This window comes from Phytoactinopolyspora halotolerans, assembly GCF_010550675.1.
Classification (GTDB): domain Bacteria; phylum Actinomycetota; class Actinomycetes; order Jiangellales; family Jiangellaceae; genus Phytoactinopolyspora; species Phytoactinopolyspora halotolerans.
On the sequence record NZ_JAAGOA010000007.1, the window covers coordinates 237,945 to 264,084 of the forward strand.

The 26,140-nt window shown below is 67.5% G+C and carries 25 protein-coding genes and 1 pseudogene; 12 read left to right on the forward strand and 14 right to left on the reverse strand.

Going from position 1 to position 26,140, the window contains the following annotated elements:
* Positions 1–180: 180 nt before the first annotated feature.
* Positions 181–624 carry a Fur family transcriptional regulator gene (locus G1H10_RS12520; protein ID WP_163737726.1) on the reverse strand — a complete coding sequence of 148 codons (444 nt, stop codon included), beginning with the start codon at positions 622–624 and terminating at the stop codon, positions 181–183.
* 469 nt (positions 625–1,093) lie between these two features.
* Between G1H10_RS12520 and G1H10_RS12525 the strand changes: the two genes are divergently transcribed.
* Complete coding sequence (locus tag G1H10_RS12525; RefSeq protein WP_163737728.1) at positions 1,094–3,379, forward strand: family 43 glycosylhydrolase; 2,286 nt, start codon at positions 1,094–1,096, stop codon at positions 3,377–3,379.
* A 147-nt stretch (positions 3,380–3,526) separates the two neighbouring features.
* Positions 3,527–4,285, forward strand: coding sequence for a nucleotidyltransferase domain-containing protein (locus G1H10_RS12530; RefSeq protein ID WP_163737731.1), 759 nt, complete (start codon positions 3,527–3,529; stop codon positions 4,283–4,285).
* On the opposite strand, the pseudogene G1H10_RS12535 reads toward G1H10_RS12530, so the two are convergent.
* Positions 4,267–5,158: pseudogene (locus G1H10_RS12535) on the reverse strand (TIGR03557 family F420-dependent LLM class oxidoreductase). The gene G1H10_RS12530 and the pseudogene G1H10_RS12535 sit on opposite strands and share 19 nt — an antisense overlap.
* Positions 5,159–5,346: 188 nt before the next feature.
* Here G1H10_RS12535 and G1H10_RS12540 point away from each other — a divergent pair.
* A complete protein-coding gene (locus G1H10_RS12540) occupies positions 5,347–5,748 on the forward strand; it encodes a hypothetical protein (RefSeq protein ID WP_163737734.1) in 402 nt (133 codons plus the stop codon).
* 401 nt (positions 5,749–6,149) lie between these two features.
* Here the strand turns inward: G1H10_RS12540 and G1H10_RS12545 are convergent, their stop codons facing one another.
* The 8 genes from G1H10_RS12545 to G1H10_RS12580 all read right to left on the reverse strand — a co-directional run bounded on the left by G1H10_RS12545 (position 6,150) and on the right by G1H10_RS12580 (position 13,779).
* Entirely contained in the window at positions 6,150–6,776 is a 627-nt protein-coding gene (locus G1H10_RS12545; RefSeq protein ID WP_163737738.1) for a class F sortase, read from the reverse strand.
* 77 nt (positions 6,777–6,853) lie between these two features.
* Positions 6,854–7,654 (reverse strand): superoxide dismutase family protein, encoded by an 801-nt coding sequence (locus G1H10_RS12550; RefSeq protein WP_216853202.1) that lies wholly within the window; start codon positions 7,652–7,654, stop codon positions 6,854–6,856.
* Between the two features lie 257 nt (positions 7,655–7,911).
* Entirely contained in the window at positions 7,912–8,472 is a 561-nt protein-coding gene (locus G1H10_RS12555) for a GNAT family N-acetyltransferase (protein ID WP_216853203.1), read from the reverse strand.
* Between the two features lie 30 nt (positions 8,473–8,502).
* Positions 8,503–9,690: an ADP-dependent glucokinase/phosphofructokinase gene (locus tag G1H10_RS12560; protein WP_163737743.1), complete on the reverse strand. Its 1,188-nt coding sequence runs from the start codon at positions 9,688–9,690 to the stop codon at positions 8,503–8,505.
* A 10-nt stretch (positions 9,691–9,700) separates the two neighbouring features.
* Positions 9,701–10,561: a ketose-bisphosphate aldolase gene (locus G1H10_RS12565; RefSeq protein ID WP_163737745.1), complete on the reverse strand. Its 861-nt coding sequence runs from the start codon at positions 10,559–10,561 to the stop codon at positions 9,701–9,703.
* A 48-nt stretch (positions 10,562–10,609) separates the two neighbouring features.
* A complete protein-coding gene (locus tag G1H10_RS12570; RefSeq protein WP_376778605.1) occupies positions 10,610–11,395 on the reverse strand; it encodes a carbohydrate ABC transporter permease in 786 nt (261 codons plus the stop codon).
* Between the two features lie 142 nt (positions 11,396–11,537).
* Entirely contained in the window at positions 11,538–12,479 is a 942-nt protein-coding gene (locus tag G1H10_RS12575; RefSeq protein WP_376778606.1) for a carbohydrate ABC transporter permease, read from the reverse strand.
* Between the two features lie 19 nt (positions 12,480–12,498).
* Positions 12,499–13,779 carry an ABC transporter substrate-binding protein gene (locus tag G1H10_RS12580; protein WP_163737751.1) on the reverse strand — a complete coding sequence of 427 codons (1,281 nt, stop codon included), beginning with the start codon at positions 13,777–13,779 and terminating at the stop codon, positions 12,499–12,501.
* A gap of 149 nt (positions 13,780–13,928) precedes the next feature.
* On the opposite strand from G1H10_RS12580, the gene G1H10_RS12585 reads away from it, so the two are divergent.
* Complete coding sequence (locus G1H10_RS12585) at positions 13,929–14,903, forward strand: DeoR/GlpR family DNA-binding transcription regulator (protein WP_216853206.1); 975 nt, start codon at positions 13,929–13,931, stop codon at positions 14,901–14,903.
* Positions 14,904–14,906: 3 nt separating this feature from the next.
* On the opposite strand, the gene G1H10_RS12590 is transcribed toward G1H10_RS12585, so the two are convergent.
* Entirely contained in the window at positions 14,907–15,509 is a 603-nt protein-coding gene (locus G1H10_RS12590; protein ID WP_163737754.1) for a CGNR zinc finger domain-containing protein, read from the reverse strand.
* 83 nt (positions 15,510–15,592) lie between these two features.
* Here G1H10_RS12590 and G1H10_RS12595 point away from each other — a divergent pair, with 83 nt between their 5' ends.
* Genes G1H10_RS12595 through G1H10_RS12620 form a run of 6 tightly spaced genes read left to right on the forward strand, consistent with a single transcriptional unit; the run spans position 15,593 to position 19,424 of the window.
* On the forward strand, positions 15,593–16,087 hold the full coding sequence (locus G1H10_RS12595; RefSeq protein ID WP_163737962.1) for a VOC family protein: 495 nt from the start codon (positions 15,593–15,595) through the stop codon (positions 16,085–16,087).
* Positions 16,088–16,114: 27 nt separating this feature from the next.
* A complete protein-coding gene (locus G1H10_RS12600; protein ID WP_163737757.1) occupies positions 16,115–17,017 on the forward strand; it encodes a pyridoxamine 5'-phosphate oxidase family protein in 903 nt (300 codons plus the stop codon).
* A 56-nt stretch (positions 17,018–17,073) separates the two neighbouring features.
* Complete coding sequence (locus G1H10_RS12605) at positions 17,074–17,265, forward strand: ferredoxin (protein ID WP_163737760.1); 192 nt, start codon at positions 17,074–17,076, stop codon at positions 17,263–17,265.
* Between the two features lie 2 nt (positions 17,266–17,267).
* Entirely contained in the window at positions 17,268–18,500 is a 1,233-nt protein-coding gene (locus G1H10_RS12610) for an NAD(P)/FAD-dependent oxidoreductase (protein WP_246219476.1), read from the forward strand.
* Complete coding sequence (locus G1H10_RS12615) at positions 18,415–18,867, forward strand: nuclear transport factor 2 family protein (RefSeq protein ID WP_163737765.1); 453 nt, start codon at positions 18,415–18,417, stop codon at positions 18,865–18,867. The genes G1H10_RS12610 and G1H10_RS12615 overlap by 86 nt, the downstream gene beginning before the upstream one ends.
* Positions 18,868–18,923: 56 nt before the next feature.
* Positions 18,924–19,424 carry an RDD family protein gene (locus tag G1H10_RS12620; RefSeq protein WP_163737768.1) on the forward strand — a complete coding sequence of 167 codons (501 nt, stop codon included), beginning with the start codon at positions 18,924–18,926 and terminating at the stop codon, positions 19,422–19,424.
* 2 nt (positions 19,425–19,426) lie between these two features.
* Here the strand turns inward: G1H10_RS12620 and G1H10_RS12625 are convergent, their stop codons facing one another.
* Positions 19,427–19,975: a class I SAM-dependent methyltransferase gene (locus G1H10_RS12625; protein ID WP_163737771.1), complete on the reverse strand. Its 549-nt coding sequence runs from the start codon at positions 19,973–19,975 to the stop codon at positions 19,427–19,429.
* Between the two features lie 169 nt (positions 19,976–20,144).
* Here G1H10_RS12625 and G1H10_RS12630 point away from each other — a divergent pair, with 169 nt between their 5' ends.
* Together G1H10_RS12630 and G1H10_RS12635 are read left to right on the forward strand one after the other, a co-directional pair.
* Positions 20,145–21,680 carry an alkaline phosphatase D family protein gene (locus G1H10_RS12630; RefSeq protein ID WP_163737774.1) on the forward strand — a complete coding sequence of 512 codons (1,536 nt, stop codon included), beginning with the start codon at positions 20,145–20,147 and terminating at the stop codon, positions 21,678–21,680.
* Between the two features lie 84 nt (positions 21,681–21,764).
* The gene (locus G1H10_RS12635) at positions 21,765–22,976 is read left to right on the forward strand and encodes a Gfo/Idh/MocA family protein (RefSeq protein ID WP_163737777.1); all 1,212 of its coding nucleotides are present in this window, start codon (positions 21,765–21,767) and stop codon (positions 22,974–22,976) included.
* A gap of 18 nt (positions 22,977–22,994) precedes the next feature.
* Here G1H10_RS12635 and G1H10_RS12640 read toward each other — a convergent pair whose 3' ends face one another.
* Positions 22,995–24,302, reverse strand: a complete 1,308-nt coding sequence (locus G1H10_RS12640; RefSeq protein ID WP_163737780.1) for a sulfatase-like hydrolase/transferase — start codon at positions 24,300–24,302, stop codon at positions 22,995–22,997.
* Positions 24,292–26,130, reverse strand: coding sequence for a glycoside hydrolase family 2 protein (locus G1H10_RS12645; protein ID WP_163737782.1), 1,839 nt, complete (start codon positions 26,128–26,130; stop codon positions 24,292–24,294). The genes G1H10_RS12640 and G1H10_RS12645 overlap by 11 nt, the downstream gene beginning before the upstream one ends.
* Between the last annotated feature and the right edge of the window lie 10 nt (positions 26,131–26,140).

Sequence of the window (26,140 nt, forward strand, 5' to 3'; positions counted from 1 at the left end):
CTCCCCCGCAGTCCTGCCCTGCCCAAGCTATGCCCAGCCAGGTCGCACAACAATGTCGCACATGCGACTAGGTCGCGTCAAAGGTCGAACGCGTGAACGGCAGGCATCCCCGACGTCGCCGGACGAGCCGGTTCGGCCGGGGTACGATTCAGCCGGCGTGCCATTCGCCCGACGGGCGATTCAGCCGGCATCGCGGCAGGCCCGGCAGGTGCCGGAGAGCGCGACGTGGCGCGGATCGAGCTCGAATCCAAGCCGGTCGCGTAGCTCCTTGCTCACCGCGTCGAGCAGGCCGTCCGGAAGATCCATGATGCTGCCACAGACCCGGCAGCTGGCGTGCAGGTGCGGATGGATACCGACGTCGCTGGTGAGATGGTAGGCGGTTGCGCCGCCACTGATGTGCACGTGGGTGACGATGCCGAGGTCGGTCAGCGTCTCCAGCGTGCGGTACACGGTCGCACGATGAATGGCCGGGTGGCGCTCACGGATACGGTCGCACAGCTCTTCGGCACCGGGATGACCGTCGACGCCGGCCAGCGTCGCGATGACAGCGTGGCGCGCCGGGGTGACGCGGTGCCCGCCCTCGCGCAACGTCGCCAGGGCGCGCTCGAGTGCGTCGTCGGCCATGCTCTGTTACCTCGCCTGCCGGTCACGGAATGTCTGCCAGCCACTGTACGCGGCGGCCGCGCGCCGGCTCGACATGAGCACCGTGCGCCCAGCGGCGCCGTCGTCACGGGAAATGTTTGCGATAACCACCAACACCGAGGCGAAGGCCGCTCGGGCCGCCTTTGAACTGGCGCAAACGGGCGGTCGACCCTTGACAGCGATGCGAGTTAGCGCAAACATGACAGCCACGTACATCCGTTGTAAAGGCAGACCTGTCCGCTGAAGGGAGGCCCCGGAGCACCACCGAGTTCTGCCCCTCGCGTACGGCGCGCTGCGGCATCGTTCTTCACGAGCGGAGGCCCCGTCGGTCCGAACGACGCACGGCCGCTGCCACAGCCGCCCAGACCTCCGGAGGTTGTGCTTGATGCACAGGCCCTTGTCCAGAATCCTGATCAGTGCACTTCTCACTGTCTCGTTCTCAGTCCCGGCCGTGGTCCACAGCTCCCCGCCGCCCAGCACCGACAGATCCCCTGCAGTCGCGTCGTTCACGAACCCGGTCGGCGGCGATACGATCCCCAACTTCGCCGACCCGACCGTGATCCGCGGGCGCGATGGCTACTGGTACGCATACGCCACGGCTGATCCGCTGTTTCCCGGAGACGACTACCGCAAGATGAAGATCGCGCGCTCCGACGACCTCGTCGACTGGGAGTACGTGGGTGACGTGTTCACGCCCGAAACCGAGCCGCGTTACGACGGTTTCGGCGAGGACGCGCGCCGCATGTACTGGGCGCCCGATATCGAGTACTTCGGTGGCCGATACCACCTGTACTACTCGTACGTCGTCAACCCTCCCGGCGGAGGCCAGAACTGGACCGCGATCGGGGTGGCCACCGCGCCGAGTCCGGCCGGACCATGGACCGACTCCGGGGCCTTCGTGACCGGTCCGGAGCGTTGGGAGCCGAGGCCCGGCGAGCAGGCCTGGCGAAATGTGATCGACCCCGAGGTGGCGTCCGCCCCAGACGGCTCCCGCTACCTCTACTACGGCTCGGTCCTCGGCGGTGTCACGGTGGTGCCGTTGTCCGAGGACGGCCTGCGCGCCGAGGGAGAACGGACGCCCATCACCCTCGAGAACAAGTACGAGGGCGCCCACATCGTCTACCGCGACGGGTACTACTACCTCTTCCTTTCCGTCATCGGTGGCTGCTGCGCCGGGCCGGTCTCGGCCTACCCCGTGCACGTCGCCCGCTCCAAGAGCCCGCTCGGGCCCTTCCTCGACCGAGACGGGAACTCCGTCCTGGGCCGGCACAACGGCGGCACGCCCGTGCAGGCACCGAACGGGAACCGGTGGGTCAGCGTCGGTCACAACACCGTCGCCACCGACCTGTCCGGCCAGCAGTGGCTGGTGACCCACGGCATCGACCGGCACGATCCGTACCTGCAGGGCACCACCCTCAGCGCACGGGCGCTGGCCATCAGCCGGCTGGACTGGATCGGCGGCTGGCCGACGGCCAACGCCGGACGCGGCCTCCTCGACGGACCGCAGACCGCTCCGGCCATGGACGCCCGGACATCGGACAGTTTCGAGAGCGGTTCGCTCTCCCCACGCGTCTGGCAACGGTCGCCGGGCTGGCAGATCGACACCGAACCCGCGGGCGGCCATCTCCAGAGCCCCCAGGCGGACGGGACCCATGCGCTGTATGCGCGCAACGCCGTGGCGGGCGACTCTCGAATCAGGGGCGCCGTCCGGCTCGGTTCCGAGAGTGGCGGCTCGGCGGGGTACGTCGCGTTCGAGCAGGGGCCGCAGAGCAAGGTACGCGCGTTCATCGACGCCGACGCCGAGGCCCTCGTCGTCGAGGCACGGCGTTCAGGCGAGACCGTCGACCGGGACACACAACCCTTGCCTGCGAACTTCCAGTACGACGACTGGCACGAGCTCGATCTCCGTGTCCGCGACGATGCGCTCGAGGCGACCGTCACCGACGCCGGGCTCGACGACCCGCTCGCCGTCGCGGCGATCGACGTTCCGGAAGGCCTCAGAAGCGGCCGCTTCGCGCTGCTCTCGGACCACGCGTCGGCCTCCTTCGACGACATCACGGTCGCCGACCTGTACACACCGGTGACGACGAAGGAGCCGGACCCGCAGGTCGGCCAGCTCGATCCGGAGTCGAGCGACGAGTTCGAGGGCGAGCTCGGGGCCGGCTGGACAGGCATCCGCGAGCCCGACGCCACCATCGAGGACGGCCAGCTGACTCTTCCCATCCAGCAGGCGGAGCTGATCGATCAGCGCCCGCTCGCCGACGACGGGGCGGCGCTCCTGCTCCGGGACGCCCCAGAAGGCGACTGGACGGCCGAGACCCGTGTCACCATCCCGTTCGGCGACACGTATCCGCTCGCGTGGCCGCAGGCCGGATTCGTCGCTCACGCGAACGACGACGAGTTCGTCACGCTCGGCTATGCCGCCGCCCGGCGCACCCGGCACGTCACATTCGGAAAGGAGATGCCCTGGGAGGATCGTCTGGTCTATGCCGACGCCCGCCTCGGGCCCACCACTTCCGACACGGTGTGGCTGCGGCTGAAGCACTCCGTCGACGCCGGCACGGGCGAGCACCGCTATCGCGCCGCCACCAGCGTCGACGGCGAGAACTGGGTGTGGCACGGCGTGCGGACGCTGCCTGCCGGGTCATCGCCCCGGATCGGGCTGGCGGCGTTCGGTATCGAAGGAGAGGACAGTCTCACCGCGGAGTTCGGCTACGTGCGCTTCTACCAGCAATAGCGCGCACCATCGAGGGGTCGTCACTCGTGCGTGACGGCCCCTCGCAACGGCAGGCGATACTCGGTGGTGACCGCGCCCTGGCGCACTGACGTCTCTCCCGAAACCGACCAGCTCGCGCTCCTCGCGATATCGCTACGATGATCACCTATGGACGATGGCCGTTTCCTCGATCCGATCGCCGACGCGCTGTTCAGCCTGCGGAACGTCGAGGCCGTGACGCTCGGTGGCTCCAGAGCCCAGGGAACGCACCGGGCTGACAGCGACTGGGACATGGCGATCTACTATCGCGGCGACTTCCAGCCGCAGGAGCTCCGCGATCTCGGGTGGGACGGCACCGTGTCCGAACTCGGGGAATGGGGCGGCGGCGTGTTCAACGGGGGCGCCTGGCTGCGCGTCGAGGACAGGCCGGTAGACGTGCACTATCGAGACCTCGATGTGGTGGAGCAACAGATCGTCCGGTCGAGGGCGGGACAGTTCCACATCGAGCCGCTGATGTTCCATCTCGTCGGCATCCCGAGTTACCTCGTCGTCGGCGAATTGGCGATCAACCGGGTGCTCCGCGGTTCGCTCCCGGAGGTGGCGTTTCCAGATCCGCTACGGCACAGAGCACGCGAGGTGTGGTCCGGACAGGCTGAGCTGACCCTGACCTACGCGGAACACAACCATGCGCCGGCCGGACGTGCGGCACAATGCGCCGGGATGCTCGCCGTCGCCGCGTCACAGTACGCACACGCGATCCTGGCGTCGCGCGGCGAGTGGATCACCAACGAGAAGACCTTGCTGGACCGCTCCGGCCTGCGTGCGGTCGACGACGTCATCGTCTCGGCCACGCGGGAGCCGGAGTCGCTGACCGATACGGTCGCTCAAGTGCGCCGTATGGGCCGGGCTCAGCTGGCCGTCGCCTGATCTCGCTCGCGCAGCGCGGGCAGGACCTCCTGCTGGTAGAAGCGGAAGAAGTCGTCCTGGTTCGGGCCGATCTGATTCACGTAGATCTCGTCGAAGCTCATGTCACGATACGACTGGAACGCCTGCACATGGGCGTCGACGTCCGGGCCACAGGTCACCGCAGACTTGAGCTGGTCGCGCTGGACCAGGCTCGACGCCTGCATGATGTGCTCGGGCGTGCGCAGGACCTGGGAAAGCTCGCCGGGCAGGCCTTCGTTGGGCCAGCGCTCATGCACGACGTCGAGCCCTTCGTCTTCCGTCGGAGCGAAGCACACCTTCAGCCCGCCCTGTTTCGGTTTGCCCTTGCCTCCAGAGGCGTCGAACCGTTCGACGGCCTGGCCGATCGGCGCGGTGGCGATGTAGCCGTCGGCTATCCGGCCGGCGACCTCGGCGGAGCTCGTCCCAAGCGCCGAGATGTATACCGGGGGCGGCTCCTCGGGCACCGTGTACAGACGAGCGTGCTCCACTGTGTAGTGTCGGCCGTGGTGGGTGATGACATCGCCCGTCCACAGTCTGCGCATCACCTCGACGGCTTCCTCCAGCATGTCGAGCCGTACTGCGGCCGGCGGCCACGAAGCGCCCGTGACCTGCTCGTTCAACGCTTCACCGCTACCCAAGCCGAAGGTGAACCGGCCGTCCATCATCACCGATGCGGTCGCCGCCGCCTGCGCGTTGATCACCGGGTGCATCCGGACGGTCGGGCAGGTGACCGCCGTGGTAACGGGTAGAGATCCACAGCGCATCGAACCCGGCTTGCTCAGCCAGGTTGGCCTGGCGGATCAGCTCCGTCGGCCGCCACTCTTCGCACGACAAGAAGTATCCGAAACGGATCACCGCGTTCACCTTTCACTGACGACGTCACAGCGTGCTCTGTTGTCAGCACCACTACCCGCGGCGCTGACCGGCAATCCGAGGTGCCAGTTGCCTGCAACATCACACTTTTAACTACCATAAAGCTTCGCTTACGCAAGTAACAAACTGTTTGTCACTGATTGCACTCGAATAACTGTGGATGATCATTTATGCTCGAACGTACGAGCGGTTCCGTAGCGCCCGCTGGGGTGGTTGCCGAGCTGGCTGGTCTGATCGACCGGCTGGCCGGGCTGCCTGGTGCGGTGGACGATGCGGAACGTATCGACCGGATCGCGGTGCTGGAGAAGCTCAAGGCCGCGGTGTTCGCGGCGCAGGTGGGTGAGCAGGTCGACTTCGACGCCTCGCAGCAGGCGATCAACCAGGCGAGGGGTTTGCGTGGGGATCGGGCCAGGCGGGGGATCGCCGAGCAGGTCGGGCTCGCGCGTCAGCTCTCCCCCGCCTCGGCGGCCAGGCAGCTGACCAACGCGCGGGTGCTCATCCGGGACATGCCTGCCACATTGGCGTTGCTGCGCCGGGGTGAGGTCTCGGAGTTCGTGCCACCCTGGTGGTGAACGAGACCTCCCATTTGGGTGCGGACGAGCGCCGGGCGGTCGACGCGCGGCTGGCCGAGGAGTTGGCGGGGTTGGGGCCGACGAAGGCCGCCGCCATGGCGCGCAGGTTGGCGATCGAGGCCGACCCCGCCACCGGGATCGTGCGTGACTGCGACCCCCGCCGGCGTCGCTTCGACGGCGTGCTCGCCAAGCTGTTGCACTACCGCGGTGCCGGCGTCCGCCGGAACCCGTACTGCGACGCCGACATCCACGAGTACGACCACGTGCGCCCCTACGCCGACGGCGGAGACACCATGCCGGCCAACGGACGCGGCGTGTGCCAACGCGGCAACCACACCCGCTCCCGGGAAGCGAAACCGCACCAAGAAGAGTCGCCGCCAGAAGGGCCCGGATTGTCCTACCTAACTCGGCGGAAGCATCCGGGCGTAGACGACGACGTTGTCACTGAACCCACGGCTCTCGGGGTCGTAGTCGCCTGCGCACGTGATCAGCCGAAGCTCGGGGCCCTCCGTGTTGCCGTAGACGCGTGCGGTCGGGAACCGATCCTTGCCGTACTGCTCTACACGGCTGACGGCGAACCGCGCGGTGCTGCCATCGGCTCGGATGACCTCGATCGGATCACCCACGACAAGGGTGTCCAGGTTACGGAAGATGCCATCGACACCGTTCCAGGTCAGATGGCCCGCAAGCACCGATGGACCGGTCTGACCGGGAGTCGGGCTGTATTGGTACCAGCCCACTGGCTCCGCCGCCTGAGGCACTTCCATCGAGCCGTCCGTGGCTTTCCCGAGCGGGATGATCTCCTGGTCGACGCCGAGCGCATCGATCCGCACACGCTCAGGCGGACTGGCGTCGAGCGCCGCCGTGGTCTCCGCGCGTGGTGGCGGATCCTCTGTACGCTCGGCGGTGGGCGACGGGCTCGCGTCGGTGACGATGCCCGGTTCCGGGAGGGGGGTGGACCCGGGCCTCCGGTCGGTCGACGCGCCTGGGGCCGCCGAGCACCCGGCGAGCACGGCGATCAGGACCACAACGACGACCGGAACCAAGAATGGCCGGTTCGGGCCGGGAATGCGTCCGACCCGAACCGGTGTCTGTGATATCCCGGTCACCGGGCCTCGGTCCGGAAACGGCGGTACGCGACAGCTCCGATGGCGGCCCCCATGCCGAGCCCGGCACCCGCCACCAGGACGATGCCCTGCTGGTCGACGGCAGGGCCATCAGCTGTAACCAGCTGCCCGTTCCCGGTGTCGACTCCACCGCCAGGGATGTCGCTGATGTTGGAGCCCTCGATCATGCCGCAGGACGCCGGAGCAGTCGCTTCCAGCGGCAGTTCGGGATCGAGCGAGCTCTGTCCCGCATCGGCGTCGTACTCACCGTTGCCGTTCACGTCGATCCCGTGTTGCACGATGTGCAGGTTCCGGATCGCTGCCGCCGTTCCGTCGGGCAGCTCGTCGGCCGAGAACGTCCGCGAGTACTCCAGGTTGCCGTTGTCGTCGGCGACCGGCATGCGTTCCACGGCCAGCCCAGAGTCAGGGGACGAGTCACCCTCAGTCGTCAGCGAGATGTGAATGTCACCATAAGCGGGCAGGCCCTCGGCGGTGCTGACGATGCCATCCCCGTCTTCGTCGGCGTCGGGTCCAGGACAGGTGAAGTCCGTGTCGAGATCGGTGCTGCCGTGGATGTGCTGTGCGTGTGGTTGCCCAGGCACCAGGCCGGACGCCTCCACATGGACGGCCAGATCGCCGTTCTCCTCCAGAGTGATGACGGCGGAGCCCTCGACACCGCTGCCGTTGAGTTGTTCCACAGTGATGCTGTAATCCCCAGCTGTGCCTTGGCTGGTGTCGCCTTGGGCCGCATGAGACTCGTCCGCGAACGCGGATCCCACCGCGGCCGCCGAGAATGCCATTGCCAGTGGTAATGCAAGGAGCGGGCGACGTGGTCGCATGGTGGTGTACCTTTCCTCGGAAGACGTCCCTGAACGGGCTGTCACGAGGCATTCGCCACTGTCGCGGCTCCGGATTGGTGACTCTCCGGATCAGATGTCCAGGGCCTTCGGTCAATGCCACGCCGGTCACCGAAACACAACCGGCGGCTGGCGAAGGAACGACATCGCGGTCACGATGACGACCACAATGCATGCTCCTTATGCGGTCGTGACGCGGGTCAGCGCCTCATGCTCGCGGTGAGCCACTCATCGCGCGTGATCTCGTACCACACTTCGCCGTGTTCGGTACCGGGCAACGGGTCGTCGACATGCACATGGAAGGTCTTGGCATGCCGCATCCCGCTCTTCTCCATCACCCGGCGCGAAGCGGTGTTGACGAACATGGTCTGCGCCGTGACACTCTCGGCGCCGAGGTTGATGAAGGCATGGTCGATGAGCGCGCGAGAGCCCTCGGTGGCCAGTCCGCGGCCCCACGCTTCCCGCCGGAGCCGGTACCCGAGTTCAGGCGCGGCCGGTCCGGCGGCGCCGACGGTCAGGCTGAACCATCCGACGAACCGTCCGTCGGCGCCTTCGGCGATGAAGCGACCGTGGCCCGGGTTCGCCTCGGCGGCAGTGATGAGGTCGGAGACCTCGTGGACGATCTGCTCGCGCGTCGGCGGTTCCCAGGCCAGGTACTGCATCACGCCGTCGTCGGCGTTGAGTTCGACGAGCTTGCCGACGTCGTCGATCGTCAGGTGCCGCAGGTCAAGGCGTCCGGTGCGCATGCGGATCTTCGACACGGAGGCCAGTGTAAGACCCAGACACCCCTGTCAACGCTGCGCGAGCGCGGCGAGGAATCCGCCGACGAACGCGTCGCCGAGACCGATGGTGGTCGGGTACGGCGTGGTGAGCTGGAAGGCGGGAACGCCACAGGCCGCCGGACCCAGCCCGGCTTCGAGGGCGTGGACGACGGCCGCGCCCTGCTGGTGGACGGGGTATCGCTGGACGGCGCGGTAGCGGTCGGCGTCGGCGTCGTCCCCGAAAAGGTAGCGTGCGCTGGCCATGGTGACGCCGCCACACAGCGCCGCACGGAAGCCGGGCGCCGACTCGCCGACGGCCACCGACCAGTACGTGGTGTGCACCACCAGCGTCCGCCCCGGAACGATGGTGCGCAGGTCCCGCAACGCCCGAGCCACGTCGGCGCTGTCCAGCAGATCCACCTGCCGTCCGAGATAGCCCTGCATCTCGTCCTCGTTCATCGACAACACGGTGAACAGATCGCCGAGCGCGTCGTGCACCACCCGCCGCAACACCGGCTGGTGAAAGCCGGCGTCCTCGTAGAAGACGAGCGCGGACTCCGGGAGCCGGCGCATATGCGCGCGGAGTTCCTCCAGCCGGACGGCGAGCGCCTCCGGCTCCTGGATCGAGTTGAAGCCCGACACCAGGAAGATCTCGGCGTTGCTCAACACGTCCCCCAGCTGGGGGTGCAGGCGTAACTCCCGGTTCGGCGGATCGTGCACGTAGATGATCCGGTTCGAATGCGGTGCGCACAGATCGAGGTCATTGGCCCGGATGCGGACACCTGCCACATATTGCACGATCAGGTGCGGGTCCAGGCTGTCCCGTTCCGCACTGCACACGGAGGACACGCTCGCCGGCAGCAGCCGGCGCACATGATCGTCGATGCTGACCAGGTGCACCGTGCTGCCCACGCCCAGCTTGTCCATCGCCAGAGCGCACCGCACACCGGTGCCGCCCAGGGTGATCTCCTTGTCGAACCTGTCCGCGAACCGCTCGATAAGCTCGGAGGACGCGACCCAACGCTCGCCGCCCACGCCGTCGCGCAGGAACGCCAGCAGCGAGCAGAGCAGGTTCCGCTCGCTGTCGACGGCCACGTCGGTGCTCAGATCCTCGGACCGGATGCCATGGTCGACGACGAGCCGCTCGATCGTCGCGGAGTCCCAGACGATCTCGTAGTCGACGTTGTCGCCGAGCCCGAGGACGATGCGTTCTTTCATGGTGAGGAGCTCAGTAGAGCGAAGCCTTGCCCGCGGCGTCGAACAATGCGATCTTCTGCGCTGCGGTCACCTTCATGGCTTCAATGCACGGCGGCTGAATCGTGTTCGGCTCGCGCAGGCCGACGTCGGCGAGGACCTCGCGCATCTTCTGGTGATACGCCACCTTGATGTCAGACGAGATGTTGATCTTATTGATGCCGAGCTTCACCGACTGCGCGATCTCCGCATCCGGGTTGTTCGAGCCACCGTGCAGGACCAACGGCATATCGAGCTTCGCCTTGATCCGTTCCAGCAGGTCGAGCTTGAGTTCGGGCTTCAGCGTGGCCGGGTAGATGCCGTGCCGGGTCCCGATCGCCACGGCCAGCGAGTCCACGCCCGTCTCGTCGATGAACGTCACCGCGTCGTCGGGGTCGGTGTAGATGATGGTCGACGTGCCGTACTCCGCCTCGGAGTCGGTCGACCCGATGGTGCCCAGCTCTCCTTCGACCGAGATGCCGACCGCGTGCGCGGCCTCGACGACCTTCCGCGTGATGGCGATGTTCTCCTCGAACGGCAGCATCGAGCCATCGATCATCACCGAGGTGAAGCCGGTCTGGATGGCCAGCAGGATCTGTTCGTACGTGGTGCCATGGTCGAAGTGGATCGCTGCCGGCACCGTCGAACGATGCGCGCGGGCGATGATCGACGCCATGATGTCCGTTCCCGTATGGCGGAGCTCATCGGGGTGGATAGCCACGATGAGCGGCGCGTGGTGTTCCTCGCTGACGTCGAAGATACCGTTCAGCATGGCATAGTCACTGATATTGAACGCGGGAACGGCGAAGTCGTTCTCGTTCGCCACAGCCAGCAGATCGCGGCCATTGATGAGCATGTCTCGAATCTCCTTGATATGCGGAAGCCAGGGATGGGGGCAAAGCGTCTAGATCTTCACGGCACCAGCGGTCATCCCTCCGATGAAGTAGCGCTGGAAGAAGAGGAAGAGCGCCAGGATGGGAATGCAGCCGAGCACGCTCATCGCCAGCATCTCGTTCCACTCATACGAGTGCTGCCCCATCAGCAACTGAATTCCGATGGGAACAGTGCGCATATCCTGAGTCCGGGTCAACGTCAGCGCGAACAGGAACTCGTTCCACGCGATCATGAACGTGTACAGGCCGACCGAGACCAGGCCCGGAACCGACAGCGGCACCAAGATCCGCCACAACGCCGAGAACGGTCCCGCGCCGTCCACCTTGACCGCCTCGTCCAGCTCGCGCGGGAGCGTATTGAAGTAGCCGGTCATCATGATGATGGCGTAGGGCAGGGTGAACACCATGTAGGTGAAGATCAGACCCGGATAGGTGTTGTACAGCCCGAGTGTCACCATCAGCCCGAAGTAGGGGATCAGCAGCGTGATGGGCGGCAACGCCTGCACACTGATCACGACGACGTTCAGCAGCCGTTTCAGCGGGAAGTCGTACCGGCTGAACGCATACGCCGCGAACACCGCCAGAATCAAGGTCAGCACGGTGACGGACAATCCGACCACGTAACTGTTGAAGAAGAAGCGCAGCTTCACCGGGTCGGTGAGAATCGTCGCGTACGCATCGAACGAGAAGTTCTCGGTGATGATCCGCGGCGGAAACTCGAAGATCTCGGTGTTGGACTTCACCGAACTCAGCGCCATCCACACCACCGGGAAGCCGGCGAAGGCCGCGCCGAACATCAGACCCAGAATGACTCCGGCCCGCTTCAGGCCGCGCCGTGTGATGACATCCCGCCCCACCGAACCCGCGGTTACATCCCGCCCCACCGAACCCCCGGTTACGTCCCGCCCCACCGAGCCCCTGGTATTGCTCTGGTTCATGTCAGTCCCGTGCTTTCTGATGCCGGACGTAGAAGAAGGCCAGGATCATCGACAGCGCCAAGACCACCACGGCACTCGCCGAGGCCAACGAGAACTCGTACCTGGAGAAGGCGAGCTTGTAGGTGAATGTGCTCAGCATCTCGGTGACGTTGATCGGGCCGCCGCCGGTCGTCATCCAGATCAGTGCGAACTGCTGCGTCGTCCAGATGAAATCCAGCAGCACCATGCTGATGATGATCGGTTTGAGCTGCGGGATGGTCACGTGCCAGAACTGGTGGGCGGCACCGGCGCCGTCGACCCGCGCCGCCTCGTACAGGTTCTTCGGTATGCCCTGCAGACCGGCCAGCAGGCTGACCATGAAGAACGGATAGCCGGCCCAGATATTGATGAACGTGATGGCGTGCAGGGCGGTATCCGGATTGGCCAGCCATTCCACTTTCGAGTCGATGAACCCGGCCACGTCCAGCAGGTAGTTGATGACACCGTTCGGGTTGAGCAGCAACCGCCACAACACCGCGATGATCGCGACCGTGAACAGCCACGGAAGCACGTAGATCATCCGGAACACGGCCCGGATCCGACCACTGACCAGGCCGCTGTTGAGCATCAGCGCGAATGCCAGACCTAGGACAAGGTGTGCGGCGACGCTGACGACGGTGAAATAGATCGTGTTGCGCACCGCGGTGTGGAACACCGGGTCGGTGACGACCTCGACGTAATTCTCCAGCCCCACCGGCTGCGGGTTCTGATTGGTGATGACGTTGTCCATCACCGAGTAGCCGACGACCATGATGATCGGCACGACCATCAACAGGACCATCAGTGCGAGGGTCGGTGCCAGATACAGGTACGGCGTCAGATGCCGCCGCAAGCGCCGTCTCCGCCCCCGCGGCGGGACGGTGGGGGCCGGAGCCTCCACCGTCACCGGCGGCGGTGCATTCAGTCTGGACAAGGCGACCCTTCTAGAACTCGCTGAGCCAACGTTGCTGCGCGGCGTCGAGCGCCTCGGCCACGGACTGGTCGCCGTCGAGCGCGCGCTGGAACTCCTCGCCGAACATGCGCATCAGCTCCTCGGCCACCGGAAGTCCGGTGAACTCGTTCGCCGGATAGCCGCTCTGGTAGATCTCGAACGCGGTGGCGAACATCTCGTCGTCCGCCACGAAGTCCGGAACCGACGACGTGTTGCCGGGGAACGCGTTGGCCAGCGAGGAGAGCTCCGAGTTGACCTCCTCACTCATGAGGAACTCGACCAGCTTCCAGGCCTCGGCCTTGTGCTCGGAGTTCTCGGCGACGCCGATCCCCCAGGACGCATACGGGATGCCCCGTTCGCCGTCGTAGGAATCCTCGGCCGGTATGGCCGCAATGCTGAACTCGAGATCTGGATTGGACTCCCGGATCGTGTTCACGTGCGCCAGCGAGCTGATCATCATGCCGACCCGGCCGTTGGTGAACTCCTCGACCTTGTCCTGCTCCTTCATGGTGAACGCCCCGGGCGCGACGACGCCCGCGTCCCATAGCTGCTGGATGTACTCGGCGGCGCCGGTCACCTGCGCGTTGGTGAGGTCGGGCTGGCCGTCGGCGAGCATGCTTCCGCCGGAGGCCCACACCCACGACATCACGTCGTTCTGGACTCCGTTCGGCGCCTCCAGCGACAGTGGGAGCGCCCATCCGCTCACGTCATCGCCCAGGTCGGTGATGGCTTGGGCGGCATCGGCGAATTCGGTGCGGTTGGCCGGCGGCGCGTCCACCCCCGCCTCCGTCAGGAGCGCGTCATTGGTGATGAGCGGATAGACGAAGTTGACCACCGGGATCATGTAGGTCGCACCGTCGATCTGGATCTGGGACGCCAGCTCGCCGTCGTCGTAGCCTGCCTCGGCCATGAGGTCGGTCAGGCTGGTGATCGACCCCTGCCGGCTGAAGTCGTTCACCCAGGCACCGTCGAGGCCCACGACATCGGACATGGTCCCGGCGGCGGCCCCGGCCACGACCTGTTCCTTGGTCGATGCGTACGGGCCGCTGAGGAGTTCCACGGTGATCCCCGGGTTCTGCTCTTCGAACTCGTCCATCAGCGCGCGCAGCGAACCTTCCGGCAGCTCAGGCTCCCACCATTGCGCGAACTCGAGCGTGACCGTGCCGCCGGCTGCGCTTTCGTCCGTGTCTCCGCCGCATGCCGCGGTCAGTGCGAGGGCGGATGCGCCCACCAGCACCACCACTCGCCGCCTTGCACGAGCACCTGTGCCCATCTTCTCCACTCTCCCTCGGGTGGTTTGCGAGATCATGCCCATTAATGCGTGTTTCTGCGACGTCGCCGCAAACATAGCCCTCTCTGCCGCCCTCGTCAAGCACGTCGCAGAACACGCACGCACCGGCACGACACCCGAAAGCACCCGGAATGCGGCCAGAGACTCGCCTCCCACCAGCAGCGACGCTTTCCCAGAGGAGCACACCGACGACGAGCGTCGACGACACACACCTCGATCGGCAGGCGTGCAAGAAAGTGCGGGTGTGTGCTAGAAATCTCGGTATGGCGGATGATCTCACGCCGGATAGCGACAGCACGGGACAGAGCCGACGGTTGCCGGCGGGCCGCAAGGCGGAGCTCGCCGCTTACGTGGCGGAGGTCGGTCAGGTCACGGTCGCCAAGCTCGCCGAACGCTTCGCCGTCTCGGCCGACACGATCCGACGGGACCTGGATCAGCTCGACGCGGACGGCCTGCTCATCCGCACGCACGGCGGAGCCGTCAGCCTCTCGGCCGTGCCGCGACCGGATACCGGCCTGGACGTCCGGATGCGGCTGCAGACCACGGCGAAGGAGAAGATCGGCGCGCTCACCGCAAGCCTGGTGCAAGACGGCACCGCGGTGGTGATCAATGCCGGCACCACCACGCTGGCCGTGGTGCGCCAGCTACGCGAACAGCGCGAACTGACCATCGCGACCAACAGTCTGCGCATACCGGCGGAGATCTCACCGGAGGTGTACCGGGATCTGTACGTGTTCGGCGGTCAGGTCCGGCTCAGCGCGCAGGCCACGGTCGGTCCGGTCAGCTTCAAGACGGCATCCGCCGGCGGTGATGTCGAGGTGCGATTCGATCTCGCGATCATCGCCGTGGGCGCCATCGATGCCGAGGGCGGGTTCTCGACCAGCAATCTCGGCGAGGCGGCGATGATGGCCGAGATGATGGACCACGCCACCACGGTGGCGGTGCTGGCCGATCATTCGAAGTTCGGCAGGCGCCTGTTCGCGCAGATCGCCGATCTCGGCCGCGCCGACTATCTGCTGACAGACAGTGAGCCACCGCCGGAGGTCGCGGACGCACTCGACGAGGCAGGCGTCAAGGTGCTGGTGGCCTCCACCGAGGACAGCTAGCCGCTACTCGGCGGCGACCGTCCCACCCTCCCCAGATCGGACCCGGCGATAGTGACGGGCCACCCGCGCCCGATTGCCGCAACCCGGCGAGCACCATTCGCGGCGGCTGTGCTCGCGCACGAAGTACAGGACGCAACCGGGGCCGTAGCAGGCACGGAGCTTGGCGTCCGGAACAGTGAGCAGTTGGGCGCCCTCGCGCGCCAGTGACGCGAGATGATCCTGCACCGATTTCGAGGCAGGCTCGGCCCAGGCCAGCACGAATCCGGTCCCTGCATCCCACCGCAGGTTCGGGCTCCCACTGGCTAACCAGGCGTTCACCATCGCCAGCGCGTCTTCCAGGCTCGTCTCGTCCACTCGGGTGCGCCCTCGGGAATCATCGGTCGCCTGAGCGGCGAGCCGTCGCAATGCACCGCGGAGCTGCCGGTACTGCCCGAGAGCGTCGTCCGTGGCCGGCACGGCGGGCTCGAAGCCGATCAGCGACCACCAGGCCGCAAGCTGCCCGGTGGTCAGCAGGCTGTCGTGCACCCCGGAGCGGTCTGCCCACACCGTGTTCATCAGGCGCACGGAGGGCGGCTCGCCCGGATAAAGATCGGGCACGTCGGCCATCCGAACTCCCCTCTCCCGCACATCTCACCCCACACTAACAGATAGTCAGTTGACAACCGTTAGAACGCATGCCTAGAGTGCTAATGTATCGTGCCACATTATCCATTAGTTGGACGGAGTTCCCCGTGAACGCACCCGCACTCAGGACCGGCCACGTCGCCTTGAACGTGACCGACCTCCGCCGCTCGATCGACTTCTACAGCCGCCTCTTCGACTTCGAGGTCATCGCCCAGGAGCCCGACGGCGACCGCGCATTCGCACTCCTGGCCAGCGGAGGAGCCCTGCAGATCACGCTCTGGCAGCAGAGTTCGGGGACCTTCCCCGCCGGGCTCCCCGGCCTGCATCACCTGTCCTTCGAGGTCGCCGACATCGAAGCGGTCCGCCGCGCCGAGGCGACCCTCAAGGAGCTCGGGGTGGAGTTCGCCTACGACGGCGTCGTACCGCATGGCGAAGGCGCGTCGTCAGGCGGTGTCTTCTTCTTCGACCCGGACGGCATGCGTCTGGAGATCTACGCACCGTCCGGCGCCGACGGCAGTTCCGCGCCCACGCAGGGTGCGCCGACCTGCGGATTCTTCTGACGCCGCGTGGACTGAATCGAGGCAGACATGTTTCATCCCGGTGAGAAGGCGGTCCAGATCCGCGCCGGCGTCGACGCGGCTGACTGGGGCTCGGCCGGTGTGGGCGGCACCGTCCCGCCGATCGCCGCCGAGTTCCTCCAGGCGCAGGTGTTCGTGGTGATCTCAGCTGCCGACAGATCCGGCGCGTTATGGACGACGCAGCTCACCGGAGAACCCGGATTCGTCCACGCTGCGGCCGAGGACGAGGTGCACATCCGCGCCGTGCCGCCGCCGACCGATCCCCTGCACGACGCCCTGAACGCCACGTCCAGCACGGAACCGGCCGACGTCGGGCTGATCGCGCTCGAGCCGTCGACCCGCCGCCGCATGCGGGTCAACGGCACCGCGCACCGTGACGGCGACCGCATGATCGTCCGCACCGAGCAGGTGTACTCGAACTGCCCGAAATACATACAGACTCGCAGGCCGAGACCGCTGCTCACCCCACAGCGGTCGAGGCCGATCCGGCACGAATCCCACGATCTCACCCAGCATCAGAGGAGCTGGCTCTCCCGCGCCGACACGTTCTTCATCGGCACCGCCTCGCCGCATCTCGGGCTGGACGCGTCGCACCGCGGCGGCAACCCCGGATTCGTCCACGTCGACGGCTCCCGCCTCAGCTGGCCCGACTACGTCGGCAACTCCATGTACATGACCTTGGGGAACCTGGAGCTGGACAGCAGAGCCGGCCTGCTCTTCCTCGACTGGGAGCAGGGCCACTCGCTGCACCTGTCCGGACGGGCACGGATCGATTGGAGTCCGTCGCGCGCGGCCGGCACGCCTGGAGCGCAGCGACACATCGACTTCGACCTGGACCGAGTCGTCCAAGTCGACCACAGCACCCCTCTGACCTGGACATTCGAGAAATATTCGCGGTTCAATCCCCACTGACCTCGGCGCCGGGCGACGCACGCCCGCTGCCCATTTCCTGCAAAGGACTCTTCGACATGCATGTGACCGTGGATCGAGGCCGGTGCGACATACACGCACAGTGCGTCTTCGAGGCGCCCGCCGTCTTCCAGCTCGACGATGACGACGAGCTCGTCTACGACGAACGACCGGAGGCAGTCCACCGGCCGGCCGTCGAGCGCGCCGCCACGTCCTGTCCCGTCGCCGCCATCCGCATCAGCGAGCGGTGACGATGCGCCGCGTCGTCATCGTGGGAGCGGGCCCGGCCGCCATGAGCGCGGTCGCCGAGCTTCGGCGGCAGGACTACCAGGGATCGATCCTGGTGATCGGGGCCGAACCGCACATGCCGTACCGACGGCCGCCGTTGTCCAAACACCCGTTGCCGACGTCCCACGCGCAGCTGGCGTTGGACCAGGCCGGGCGGGCCGAGGCCACCTGGTTGCTGGGCCGATCCGCGCACCACCTGGATCGGCAGAACCGGGTCCTCCTGCTCGACGGCGGCGACGAGATCCCGTACGACGGACTCATCATCGCTACCGGAGTCCGCGCCAGACGGCTCCCGGGCCGCCTGCACCAGGGCCGGCCGGAGGTGATGACGCTGCGCGGGTTCGGCGATCTGGCGCGGCTCCACGGTCGCCTGCAGCGAGTGACGCGCGTCGTCATCCTCGGCGCCGGCTTTCTCGGCTCCGAACTCGCCGCCACGATCCGCAGGCTCGGCTGCTCCGTCGACCTCGTCGAGCGCGATCGGCTACCTCTCCTGGGCCCGCTCGGTCCCGTGCTGGCACAGCGGATCGCCGACGAACACCGCCGCCATGACGTCCGTCTCCACCTCGGGCGAACCGTCGACCGACTGCACGGCACAGACCGTCTTGACGCCGTCCGTCTCGACGACGGAACCACACTGCCGGCCGATCTGCTGATCACCGCCCTGGGGTCGATACCGGAGACCGGCTGGCTCGCCGGCTCGGGACTGGTGCTCGACGATGGTGTCCGGGTCGACAACACGGGAAGGGCAGCCCCGGGGATCGTCGCGGCCGGCGACGTCGCCCGGTGGCCGCATCCGTGGCCCGCCGGCGAGAGTGTTCGCGCCGAGCACCACGACGAAGCCGTCGCCCAGGGGGCGCACGTCGCCCGCACCTTGCTGGGTGACCCGGCACCCTACGCCCACACGCTCGCGTTCTCCACGCATATCCACGACATGCGACTGCACTCCGTGGGTTTCACCGGCAAGAACTATCGCCTGCACGTCGTCAAGGAGGGCCCGGGCGGGCGCATGCTCGCCGAATACCGCCACGCGGGGCGACTCGTCGGCGCCATCACCCACGGATACATCCGAGACCTGACCACCACCTACCGCGACCTACCTGCGAGGAGCTGCCATGAACCGTCCGCCACTTCCCCCGTTCACGCTGGACAGCGCGCTGCTCAAGGTGCAGGCGGCCGAGGATGCGTGGAACACGCGTGACCCGTACCGGGTCGCCCAGGCGTACACACCCGACTCTGTCTGGCGCAACCGCGACGAGTTCATCACCGGCCGAGCCGCTATCCAGGACTTCCTCCGGCGCAAATGGGAGCGCGAGCTCGACTATGTGCTCCGCAAGCAACTCTGGGCGTTCACGGAGAATCGGATCGCCGTCCGTTTCCAGTACGAGTGGCACGACCACAGCGGCCAGTGGTGGCGCAGCTACGGCAACGAGCAATGGAGCTTCGCGCCCAACGGTCTGATGGAGCGCCGCGAGGCAAGCATCAACGACGTGCGGATCGAATCGGACCAGCGGCGGATCTTCGGCGCCCGTCCGGCGCACGACACCACGGACCTGCCGGTGCATTGACGACGCGTGTCGCGGTACCGATCGTCGCGCGGTGCGAGGCGCGTTACGGTGGCTCGATGAACGAGTTGGCGGCCCGCCGGTTCAAGGCATACGCACGCGACTGCATCGGCTATGCGGCGATCGCCGCGGCCACGGCTCCGCTCGGCGTCGCGATGCGCAACGCCGGGCGGGGCAGGAGCCGTGCCTTCGTCCTGGCGGTCAGCGCCGTTCCGCCGATCCTGGCGACGCTGCGGGCGGCCCGCCAGGAATCCACGTCCGGAGCCACCGAGGGGAAGCGCCACTACGGGCTGCACGTGACGAACCCGCACCACGGGGTGCCGTCGTTCGGACGCGCATTGATACGCAACGCCATCAAGATCGGCATCCCGTGGCAGACCGGCCATGTAGTGGCCGTCGGCGCCGCCTTCGGTGGTTTCGAGCGACGGGACCCGCTGACGGTCTCCGCCGCCGCGGTCACCTATCCGATGATCGGTGTGCTGGCTGCGGGGGTGGCGGTCGGTTCCGGCCGCGGGATCCACGATCGCGCCGCTCGAACCCGCGTGCGGAGTGTCCGCTGAGCTCAGTGGGACGCGTGGATCACCTGCAGCGTCTTGCGCCCGCTCGGGCGCTCGACGGCTCGGACGTCGTTCAGGCCCAGGCGTTCCAGATGCGCGATCACCTCGGCGGTCTGCGCGGCGGTGATCCCATGACCGGGCCGCTTGAGCAGGCGCTCGGCGATCAGCAGCCGTCCACCGGGAGCGAGCTTGGCCGCCTGCTCGGCCAGGCCGGCTTCGCGGTCCGGCCAGTGGTGCATCGATGCGATCGACCAGATGGCGGTGAACGTGCCGTCGTCGAATGGCAGCTTCTCGGCGCTACCCTCCCGGATGTCCGCGCCGGGCACCCGATCACGGACCATATCCACGAAGGTGGATGACGGATCCACGGCGGCGACCCGATCGGCGCCGATACGTTCCGCCGCGAGTGCCACAGCCGTGCCCGGGCCGCAGCCGACTTCCAGGACGCGATCACCGTCGCGGAGTTCCAGCAGCTCGATGACCACCGCGTTCGACGGTGACCTGCGGTACAGCCACCCGTACACCCGCGCCGCGACCGCTCCGAAACCTCGCACGACCATCAGGCTACTCAGCACCCCGCACGCCGGCTAGCGACCACGCCCGTATCAGCCGGGTCATCTCCGAGTAGCGAGCCGGTCCACTGATCGCCGCCTTGGCGTCATCGTGCCGCTATGTCGTCGCTCTAGCGTTGCCGGCACTTGCAGTCGTGGGAGGAGTGCCTTCATGGACCTGCACCTCGGACGTCGACGTTTTCTCCAGCTGGGCGGGGTCACCGCGGCCGCGGCGCTGACGCCTGCCGCCATCGCTACGGCGGCACCGGCCCGGTCGCGGAGGCTTCCGGACGGTGTCTTCTCGCTGGGCGTAGCCTCCGGCGATCCGCTACCCGATCGGGTGGTCATCTGGACGCGTCTGGCTCCGGATCTGCTCGCGCTCGACGGCTCCGGCGGTATGCCCGCATGGGACGTGCCGGTGCAGTGGCAGGTCGCCCATGACGAGCGGTTCTCCGACGTCGTGCGGGGCGGCGTGGCACGAGCCACGGCGGAGGACGCGCATTCCGTGCACGTCGACGTCGCCGGCCTGGAGCCGGCCCGCTGGTACTTCTACCGGTTCCGCACGCAACGGGAGATCAGCCCGGTGGGCATGATGCGTACCGCTCCCGCGCCGGGCCAGACGCCGAACTCGTGGCGGTTCGCGATTGCCAGCTGCCAGAACTACGCGGCCGGTTACTACACGTCGTACCAGAACATGCTCAAGGAGAACCCGGACATCGTCTTCCACCTCGGCGACTACATGTACGAAGGCGGCGCGCAAGGCAGCCTCGGCCGGGGTCACGTCCCCTCGCACGAGGTACGGGATCTCGCCGGTTACCGGGTGCGATTGGCGCAGTATCGAAGCGACCCCGACCTGATGGCCATGCACGCCGCGGCGCCGTTCGCGGTGACCTTCGATGACCACGAGGTGGAGAACAACTGGAGCGCCGAGGACGCCGATCCGGACGTGCCGGCCGAGGAGTTCGCCCGCCGCAAGGCCGAGGCGTTCAAGGCGTACTGGGAGCACATGCCGCTGCGGGAGGCACAGCGTCCATCCGGCGCGCACATCCAGCTGTACCGGCGGCTGCACTGGGGCGAGCTGGCGACGATCAACCTCCTGGACACCCGCCAATACCGCAGTGACCAGGTCAGCGACCCGGAGGCCGATTCCCCGGAGGCCTGGGATCCGGACCGGAAGATGCTCGGGGACGCCCAGATGCAGTGGTTGCTCGATGACCTGGCGACGTCGACGGCCCGCTGGAACGTGCTGGCTCAGCAGGTACCGTTCTTCGAGGATCCCGACGTCGGGCTGGAGAGCGACAAGTGGGACGGTTACCGCGTCGCACGTCAGCGCATCCTCGACGAACTGGCCTCCGGCCGGGCACGCAATCCGCTCGTCCTCTCCGGCGACATCCACGCCAACCGCGCCGCGGACATCAAGGCCGACTTCCAGGACCCGGAGTCCGCGACCGTGGGCACGGAGTTCACCGGCACCTCGATCAGCAGCGGCGGCGACACGAATCAGTCCGCGGACCTGGATCCCGACCCCGACAACCCGCACATCCGCCTCAAGGGCACCGGCCGGGGCTATGTCTCGTTCCACGTCACCGCTGAGGCGTGTCGCGGTGACTTCCGCGTGGTGGACACCGTGGAGCAGCCCACCTCCGGCGCGCGGACGGCTGTGTCGTTTGTGGCCGAGGACGGCGTCCCCGGGCTCACCCGCGCCTGATCCCAGGCGGCCGGAACCGGCCGCAGGGTCAGGCCAGGGCGACCGGCAAGGGCGAACAGCAGGAGCGGCCAGTACGTTGGTCCGATGAGCGAGTCAACGACGACGGATCTTCGCGTGGGAGTCCTGGGCCTCGGCAATCGCGGACGGCTGGCCCGACACGCCCATCGGCCCGGCGACGGCGCCCGGGTGGTGGCCGCGGCCGATCCCAACCCGGCCACGTTCTCCGCCGCCCGGAACTGGTTCGGCCAGGAGCTCACGACCGTCGCGGATCATCGCGACCTCCTCCACGCCGGGCTCGACGCCGTCATGATCCTCACGCCGGATCACACCCACGAGGAGCTCGCCGTGAGGTTCCTCGAGGCCGGGATCGCCGTGTACCTGGAGAAGCCGATGGCGATCACGGTCGACGGCTGCGACCGGATCCTGCAGACCGCGCGGCGGCACGGCACCCGCCTGTACGTCGGGCACAACATGCGCCACATGCCGGTCGTGCTGCTGATGCGCGAACTCATCCAGAACGGGGAGATCGGCGAGGTAACCGCCGTCTGGTGCCGGCATTTCGTCGGACACGGCGGTGACTTCTACTTCAAGGACTGGCACGCCGAGCAGCGCTACAGCACCAGTTTGCTGCTTCAGAAGGGCGCGCACGACATCGACGTCATCCACTGGCTGGCCGGCGGATACACCAGCAGGCTCACCGCCATGGGCGCGCTCACCCTCTACGGCCGGATCAGCGACCGGCACGACAACACCGGCCTGGCCGCCGCCGACCTGCGCCGGCTCGACCGGTGGCCGCCGCTGGCGCAGACCGGGCTCAACCCCACCATCGACGTCGAGGACCTGGAGATGGTGACCATGGCGCTGGACAACGGTGTCTTCGCCACCTACCAGCAGTGCCAGTACACACCCGACTACTGGCGCAACTACACCGTCATCGGCACCGAGGGCCGCCTGGAGAACTTCGGCGACACCCAGCCGGGCGCCGTCGTACGGGTATGGAACTCCCGCACCGGCTTCAAACCGGGCGGAGACAAGGAGATCCCCGTGCCCGTGCCCGTCCCCGGCACCGCCCGAGACGGGCACGGCGGCGCCGACGCCGCCATCCTGGACGAGTTCCTCGGCTTCGTCCGGCACGGCGGTACGACCAACACCTCGCCCGTCGCCGCTCGCCACAGCGTCGCCACCGGCGTGCTCGCCGCTCGTTCCCTGCGCTCCGGCGCGGTTCCGCTCGACGTTCCGCCGCTGCCCCCCGATCTCGTCTCGTACTTCGACGACGGTCAGCCCGCACGGCCCTAGCGGCCCCGCCGAGACGGGTCAGCCGCCGACGTCCGCGGTCCACTCCGTGTGCCGGCGGCGGAACCGCTCCAGCTCGCGGTCAAGGTCGTCGGCCAGTTCGGAGTGGTCGGCGGAGATGTCGGTCGTCTCCGCGTGATCGGCGATGACGTCGAAGAGCGCGCGATCGACGACGTACGGCGGCGTCATCCCTTCCTGGCCGTGATGGACGCGTTTGAACCGGCCGCGGCGCACCGCCCACTGCCCATCGTGGGTCCAGAACACCGAACGCTCGTCGTTCTCCGTTCCGCTCGCGGCCGTCTGCCAACCCTCCAGCACGGAGCGGCCGTCGACCCCATCGAGTGCGCCGGGTTCTCCGTCGACGGCGTCGAGGACGGTCGGGAGCACGTCCATCATCATGCCCACGCCCTGGTACTCGACCCCGGACGGCAGCTGCCCCGGCCACGACACGATCGACGGCACGCGGATACCGCCCTCGAACACGGAGCCCTTCGTTCCCCGGAGCCCGCCGGTGGATCCGCCGTCGTACGACACTTCCTCACCGTCGAGCCAGTTGCGGCTCTCCGCCGAGGGACCGTTGTCGGAGGAGAAGAAGACCAGCGTGTTGTCCCGCAGGCCCAGCCGGTCGAGCGTGTCGATGATCCGTCCGATGGCGTCGTCCATCGCGGCCACCATGGCGGCCTGCAGCCGGCGGCCGCCGGGCAGGTGCGCGTACCGGTCGACGTACTCCGCGGGAGCGTGCATCGGATAGTGCGGCGCGTTGAACGGGACGTAGCAGAAGAACGGCCGGTCGGCGTTGCTCTCGATGAACTCCGCCGCACGATCGCCGATCACCGTGGTCAGGTACTCGCCGTTGAGCCACACCTCGTCGTCGCCGTCCCAGAGGTCGTGGACCGGATTGTGCGCACCCCAGTAGTAGATGTGCGAGTAGTAGTCCACGCAGCCCGCGCGGAATCCGAAGCTCTCGTCGAACCCGTAGCGCGTGGGGCTGTACTCTTCGGCCGCCCCGAGGTGCCACTTACCGAAGATCCCCGTCGCATACCCCCGGCGACGCAGCTCGCTCGCCAGCGTCTCCTGCTGCGGAAGGCCGGCGGTGCGACGCGTCCCGCCCAGGATCGTCTCCACGCCCGCATGAGCCGGATACCGCCCGGTCAGCAGCGACGCCCGCGACGGCGAGCAGACCGGCGAGTTCGAGTACCACTGCGGCAACCGCACGCCCGAGTCGCACAGCCGGTCGATGGCTGGCGTGGCCACGTCGTCGGCCCCGAAGCATCCGACGTCGCCGAAGCCGAGGTCGTCGGCGTAGATGATCACGACGTTAGGTCTCATCGCGTTCGGCGCTCCTCCTCTCGATCGCCGCGGTCCTGTTCTGAGCGGCGCGGATCCTGTCCAGGTCGAACTTACTGCTGCGGTCGAAGGCGAAGATGCCGTTCTGCTCCTGGAACACGTCCGTCAGCTGGGTGTAGCAGTACCCGAACATGTCCGGGTGGTCGAGCAGGGCCGCGACCAGACCCTCGAACCGGGTGTAGAACTCCTCGATGTTCCGCACCCGGTCGCCGTACCCCCACGACTCGCGGACGGACTGCGGCCGGTCCGCCTCGTCGGGGTTCCACCAGATGCCGCCGAACTCGCTGACGAAGAACGGCTGCCCGCGATAGGCGATCGACCAGGACTCACCGGTGAGGTCGGAGCGGTTCACATACGGATCGCCCTCGGCCAGACGTGCGTAGTTCGCCGCGAAGGCCTGCGGATCCTGCTCGTAGTCGTGGCTGTCGAAGACGTCCGACTCGGCGATACGGTGCGCGTAACCGGACGTGTCCAGGACCGGGCGCGACGTGTCGAACGCCTTCGTCGCCAGGAACATCCCGCGCATCACGTCGTCCAGCGGGGTGATGCGGTCGCCGTAGGCCTGCCAGGTCTCGTTCATCGGGCACCAGCCGATGATCGATGGGTGGGAGTAGTCCCGCTCCAGCACCTCCAGCCACTCCTGGACATAGGAGGCGTCCGGCTGTTGATTGGTGCTCATTCCCTCCCACGTGTTGCAGCCCCAGTCGCCGAACTCACCCCAGACCAGGTAACCCAGCCGGTCGGCATGGTAAAGGAATCGCTCCTCGAACACCTTCTGATGAAGTCGCGCCCCATTGAAGCCGGCGGCGAGGGAGAGCTCGATGTCGCGCACCAGGTCGTCATCGCTGGGTGCGGTCATCAGGCCGTCCGGGTAATACCCCTGGTCGAGGACGAGCCGCTGGAACACCACCTCTCCGTTGAGCCGGATCTCCCTGCCGGTGATCCCGACGCTGCGCAGCCCGGCGTAGGAGTCCACCCCGTCCACCAGCCGCCCGTCGGCGTCCCGCAGTTCGAACCGGATGTCGTAAAGGAACGGATAGGTCGTCGACCACAGGCGTATCCGCTCGTCCGGCAGGACGAGGCTGAGCCGGGGCGCCAGGTCCAGATCGGCACGGACCTCGGCCCGAGCCGCCACCCCGGTGTTGTCGGACACGACGACCCGGACGGCGCCACCCGGCAGGTTCGCCGAGAGGGGCACCTCGACGTCGAACGATCCGGCCGCGATGTTCGGCGTGATCCGCGGGCGCCGGATGGCGGTCGGCGGCACCGGTTCCATCCAGACCGTCTGCCAGATGCCCGTCGTCCGCCAGTACTTCGCCGCCCGGGGGGCGTACTCCTGGGACTGCTTGCCGCGCGCCTGCGGCGCATGCGGCTCGTCCCGGGCACGCACCACCAGGGGCACCTGCTTCCCCGCGGGTGCGGCGTCGGTGATGTCGACGGTGAACCCGGAGAACCCGCCGCGATGCCGCCCCACCTCGATACCTCCGACCCACACGGTCGCGTCATGGTCGACCGCGCCGAAATGCAGAAGCACTCGGCTGCCGGCCCAGTCCTCCGGGACTTCGATCATGCGCCGGTACCAGACGGCGCGCATGAAGTCGCGCTCGCCGACTCCGGAGAGTGCGGCCTCGGGCGCGAACGGCACCAGGATCTCGCCCGCCAGGTCGGCGTCGCGCAGGCCGCGCTCCAGCCCGCTGTCCGCCCGATCGATCTCGAAGCCCCAGCGGCCGTTGAGGTTCAGCCATCGTTCCCGGCGGAACTGTGGCCGCGGATACTCGCCGCGGGGCGTGGGCGGCTGCTGATCGGGCATGGGTGTCCTT

Coding starts and splice junctions, on each gene's coding strand:
- G1H10_RS12520 (WP_163737726.1), bottom strand. CDS start 624: ATGGCCGACGACGCACTCGAGCGCGCCCTGGCGACGTTGCGCGAGGGC.
- G1H10_RS12530 (WP_163737731.1), top strand. CDS start 3,527: ATGGACGATGGCCGTTTCCTCGATCCGATCGCCGACGCGCTGTTCAGC.
- G1H10_RS12540 (WP_163737734.1), top strand. CDS start 5,347: ATGCTCGAACGTACGAGCGGTTCCGTAGCGCCCGCTGGGGTGGTTGCC.
- G1H10_RS12550 (WP_216853202.1), bottom strand. CDS start 7,654: ATGGCATTCTCGGCGGCCGCGGTGGGATCCGCGTTCGCGGACGAGTCT.
- G1H10_RS12560 (WP_163737743.1), bottom strand. CDS start 9,690: ATGAAAGAACGCATCGTCCTCGGGCTCGGCGACAACGTCGACTACGAG.
- G1H10_RS12565 (WP_163737745.1), bottom strand. CDS start 10,561: ATGCTCATCAATGGCCGCGATCTGCTGGCTGTGGCGAACGAGAACGAC.
- G1H10_RS12570 (WP_376778605.1), bottom strand. CDS start 11,395: ATGTTCGGCGCGGCCTTCGCCGGCTTCCCGGTGGTGTGGATGGCGCTG.
- G1H10_RS12580 (WP_163737751.1), bottom strand. CDS start 13,779: ATGGGCACAGGTGCTCGTGCAAGGCGGCGAGTGGTGGTGCTGGTGGGC.
- G1H10_RS12585 (WP_216853206.1), top strand. CDS start 13,929: ATGCGGCCAGAGACTCGCCTCCCACCAGCAGCGACGCTTTCCCAGAGG.
- G1H10_RS12590 (WP_163737754.1), bottom strand. CDS start 15,509: ATGGCCGACGTGCCCGATCTTTATCCGGGCGAGCCGCCCTCCGTGCGC.
- G1H10_RS12595 (WP_163737962.1), top strand. CDS start 15,593: ATGTATCGTGCCACATTATCCATTAGTTGGACGGAGTTCCCCGTGAAC.
- G1H10_RS12600 (WP_163737757.1), top strand. CDS start 16,115: ATGTTTCATCCCGGTGAGAAGGCGGTCCAGATCCGCGCCGGCGTCGAC.
- G1H10_RS12605 (WP_163737760.1), top strand. CDS start 17,074: ATGCATGTGACCGTGGATCGAGGCCGGTGCGACATACACGCACAGTGC.
- G1H10_RS12610 (WP_246219476.1), top strand. CDS start 17,268: ATGCGCCGCGTCGTCATCGTGGGAGCGGGCCCGGCCGCCATGAGCGCG.
- G1H10_RS12615 (WP_163737765.1), top strand. CDS start 18,415: ATGAACCGTCCGCCACTTCCCCCGTTCACGCTGGACAGCGCGCTGCTC.
- G1H10_RS12620 (WP_163737768.1), top strand. CDS start 18,924: ATGAACGAGTTGGCGGCCCGCCGGTTCAAGGCATACGCACGCGACTGC.
- G1H10_RS12630 (WP_163737774.1), top strand. CDS start 20,145: ATGGACCTGCACCTCGGACGTCGACGTTTTCTCCAGCTGGGCGGGGTC.
- G1H10_RS12635 (WP_163737777.1), top strand. CDS start 21,765: ATGAGCGAGTCAACGACGACGGATCTTCGCGTGGGAGTCCTGGGCCTC.
- G1H10_RS12640 (WP_163737780.1), bottom strand. CDS start 24,302: ATGAGACCTAACGTCGTGATCATCTACGCCGACGACCTCGGCTTCGGC.
- G1H10_RS12645 (WP_163737782.1), bottom strand. CDS start 26,130: ATGCCCGATCAGCAGCCGCCCACGCCCCGCGGCGAGTATCCGCGGCCA.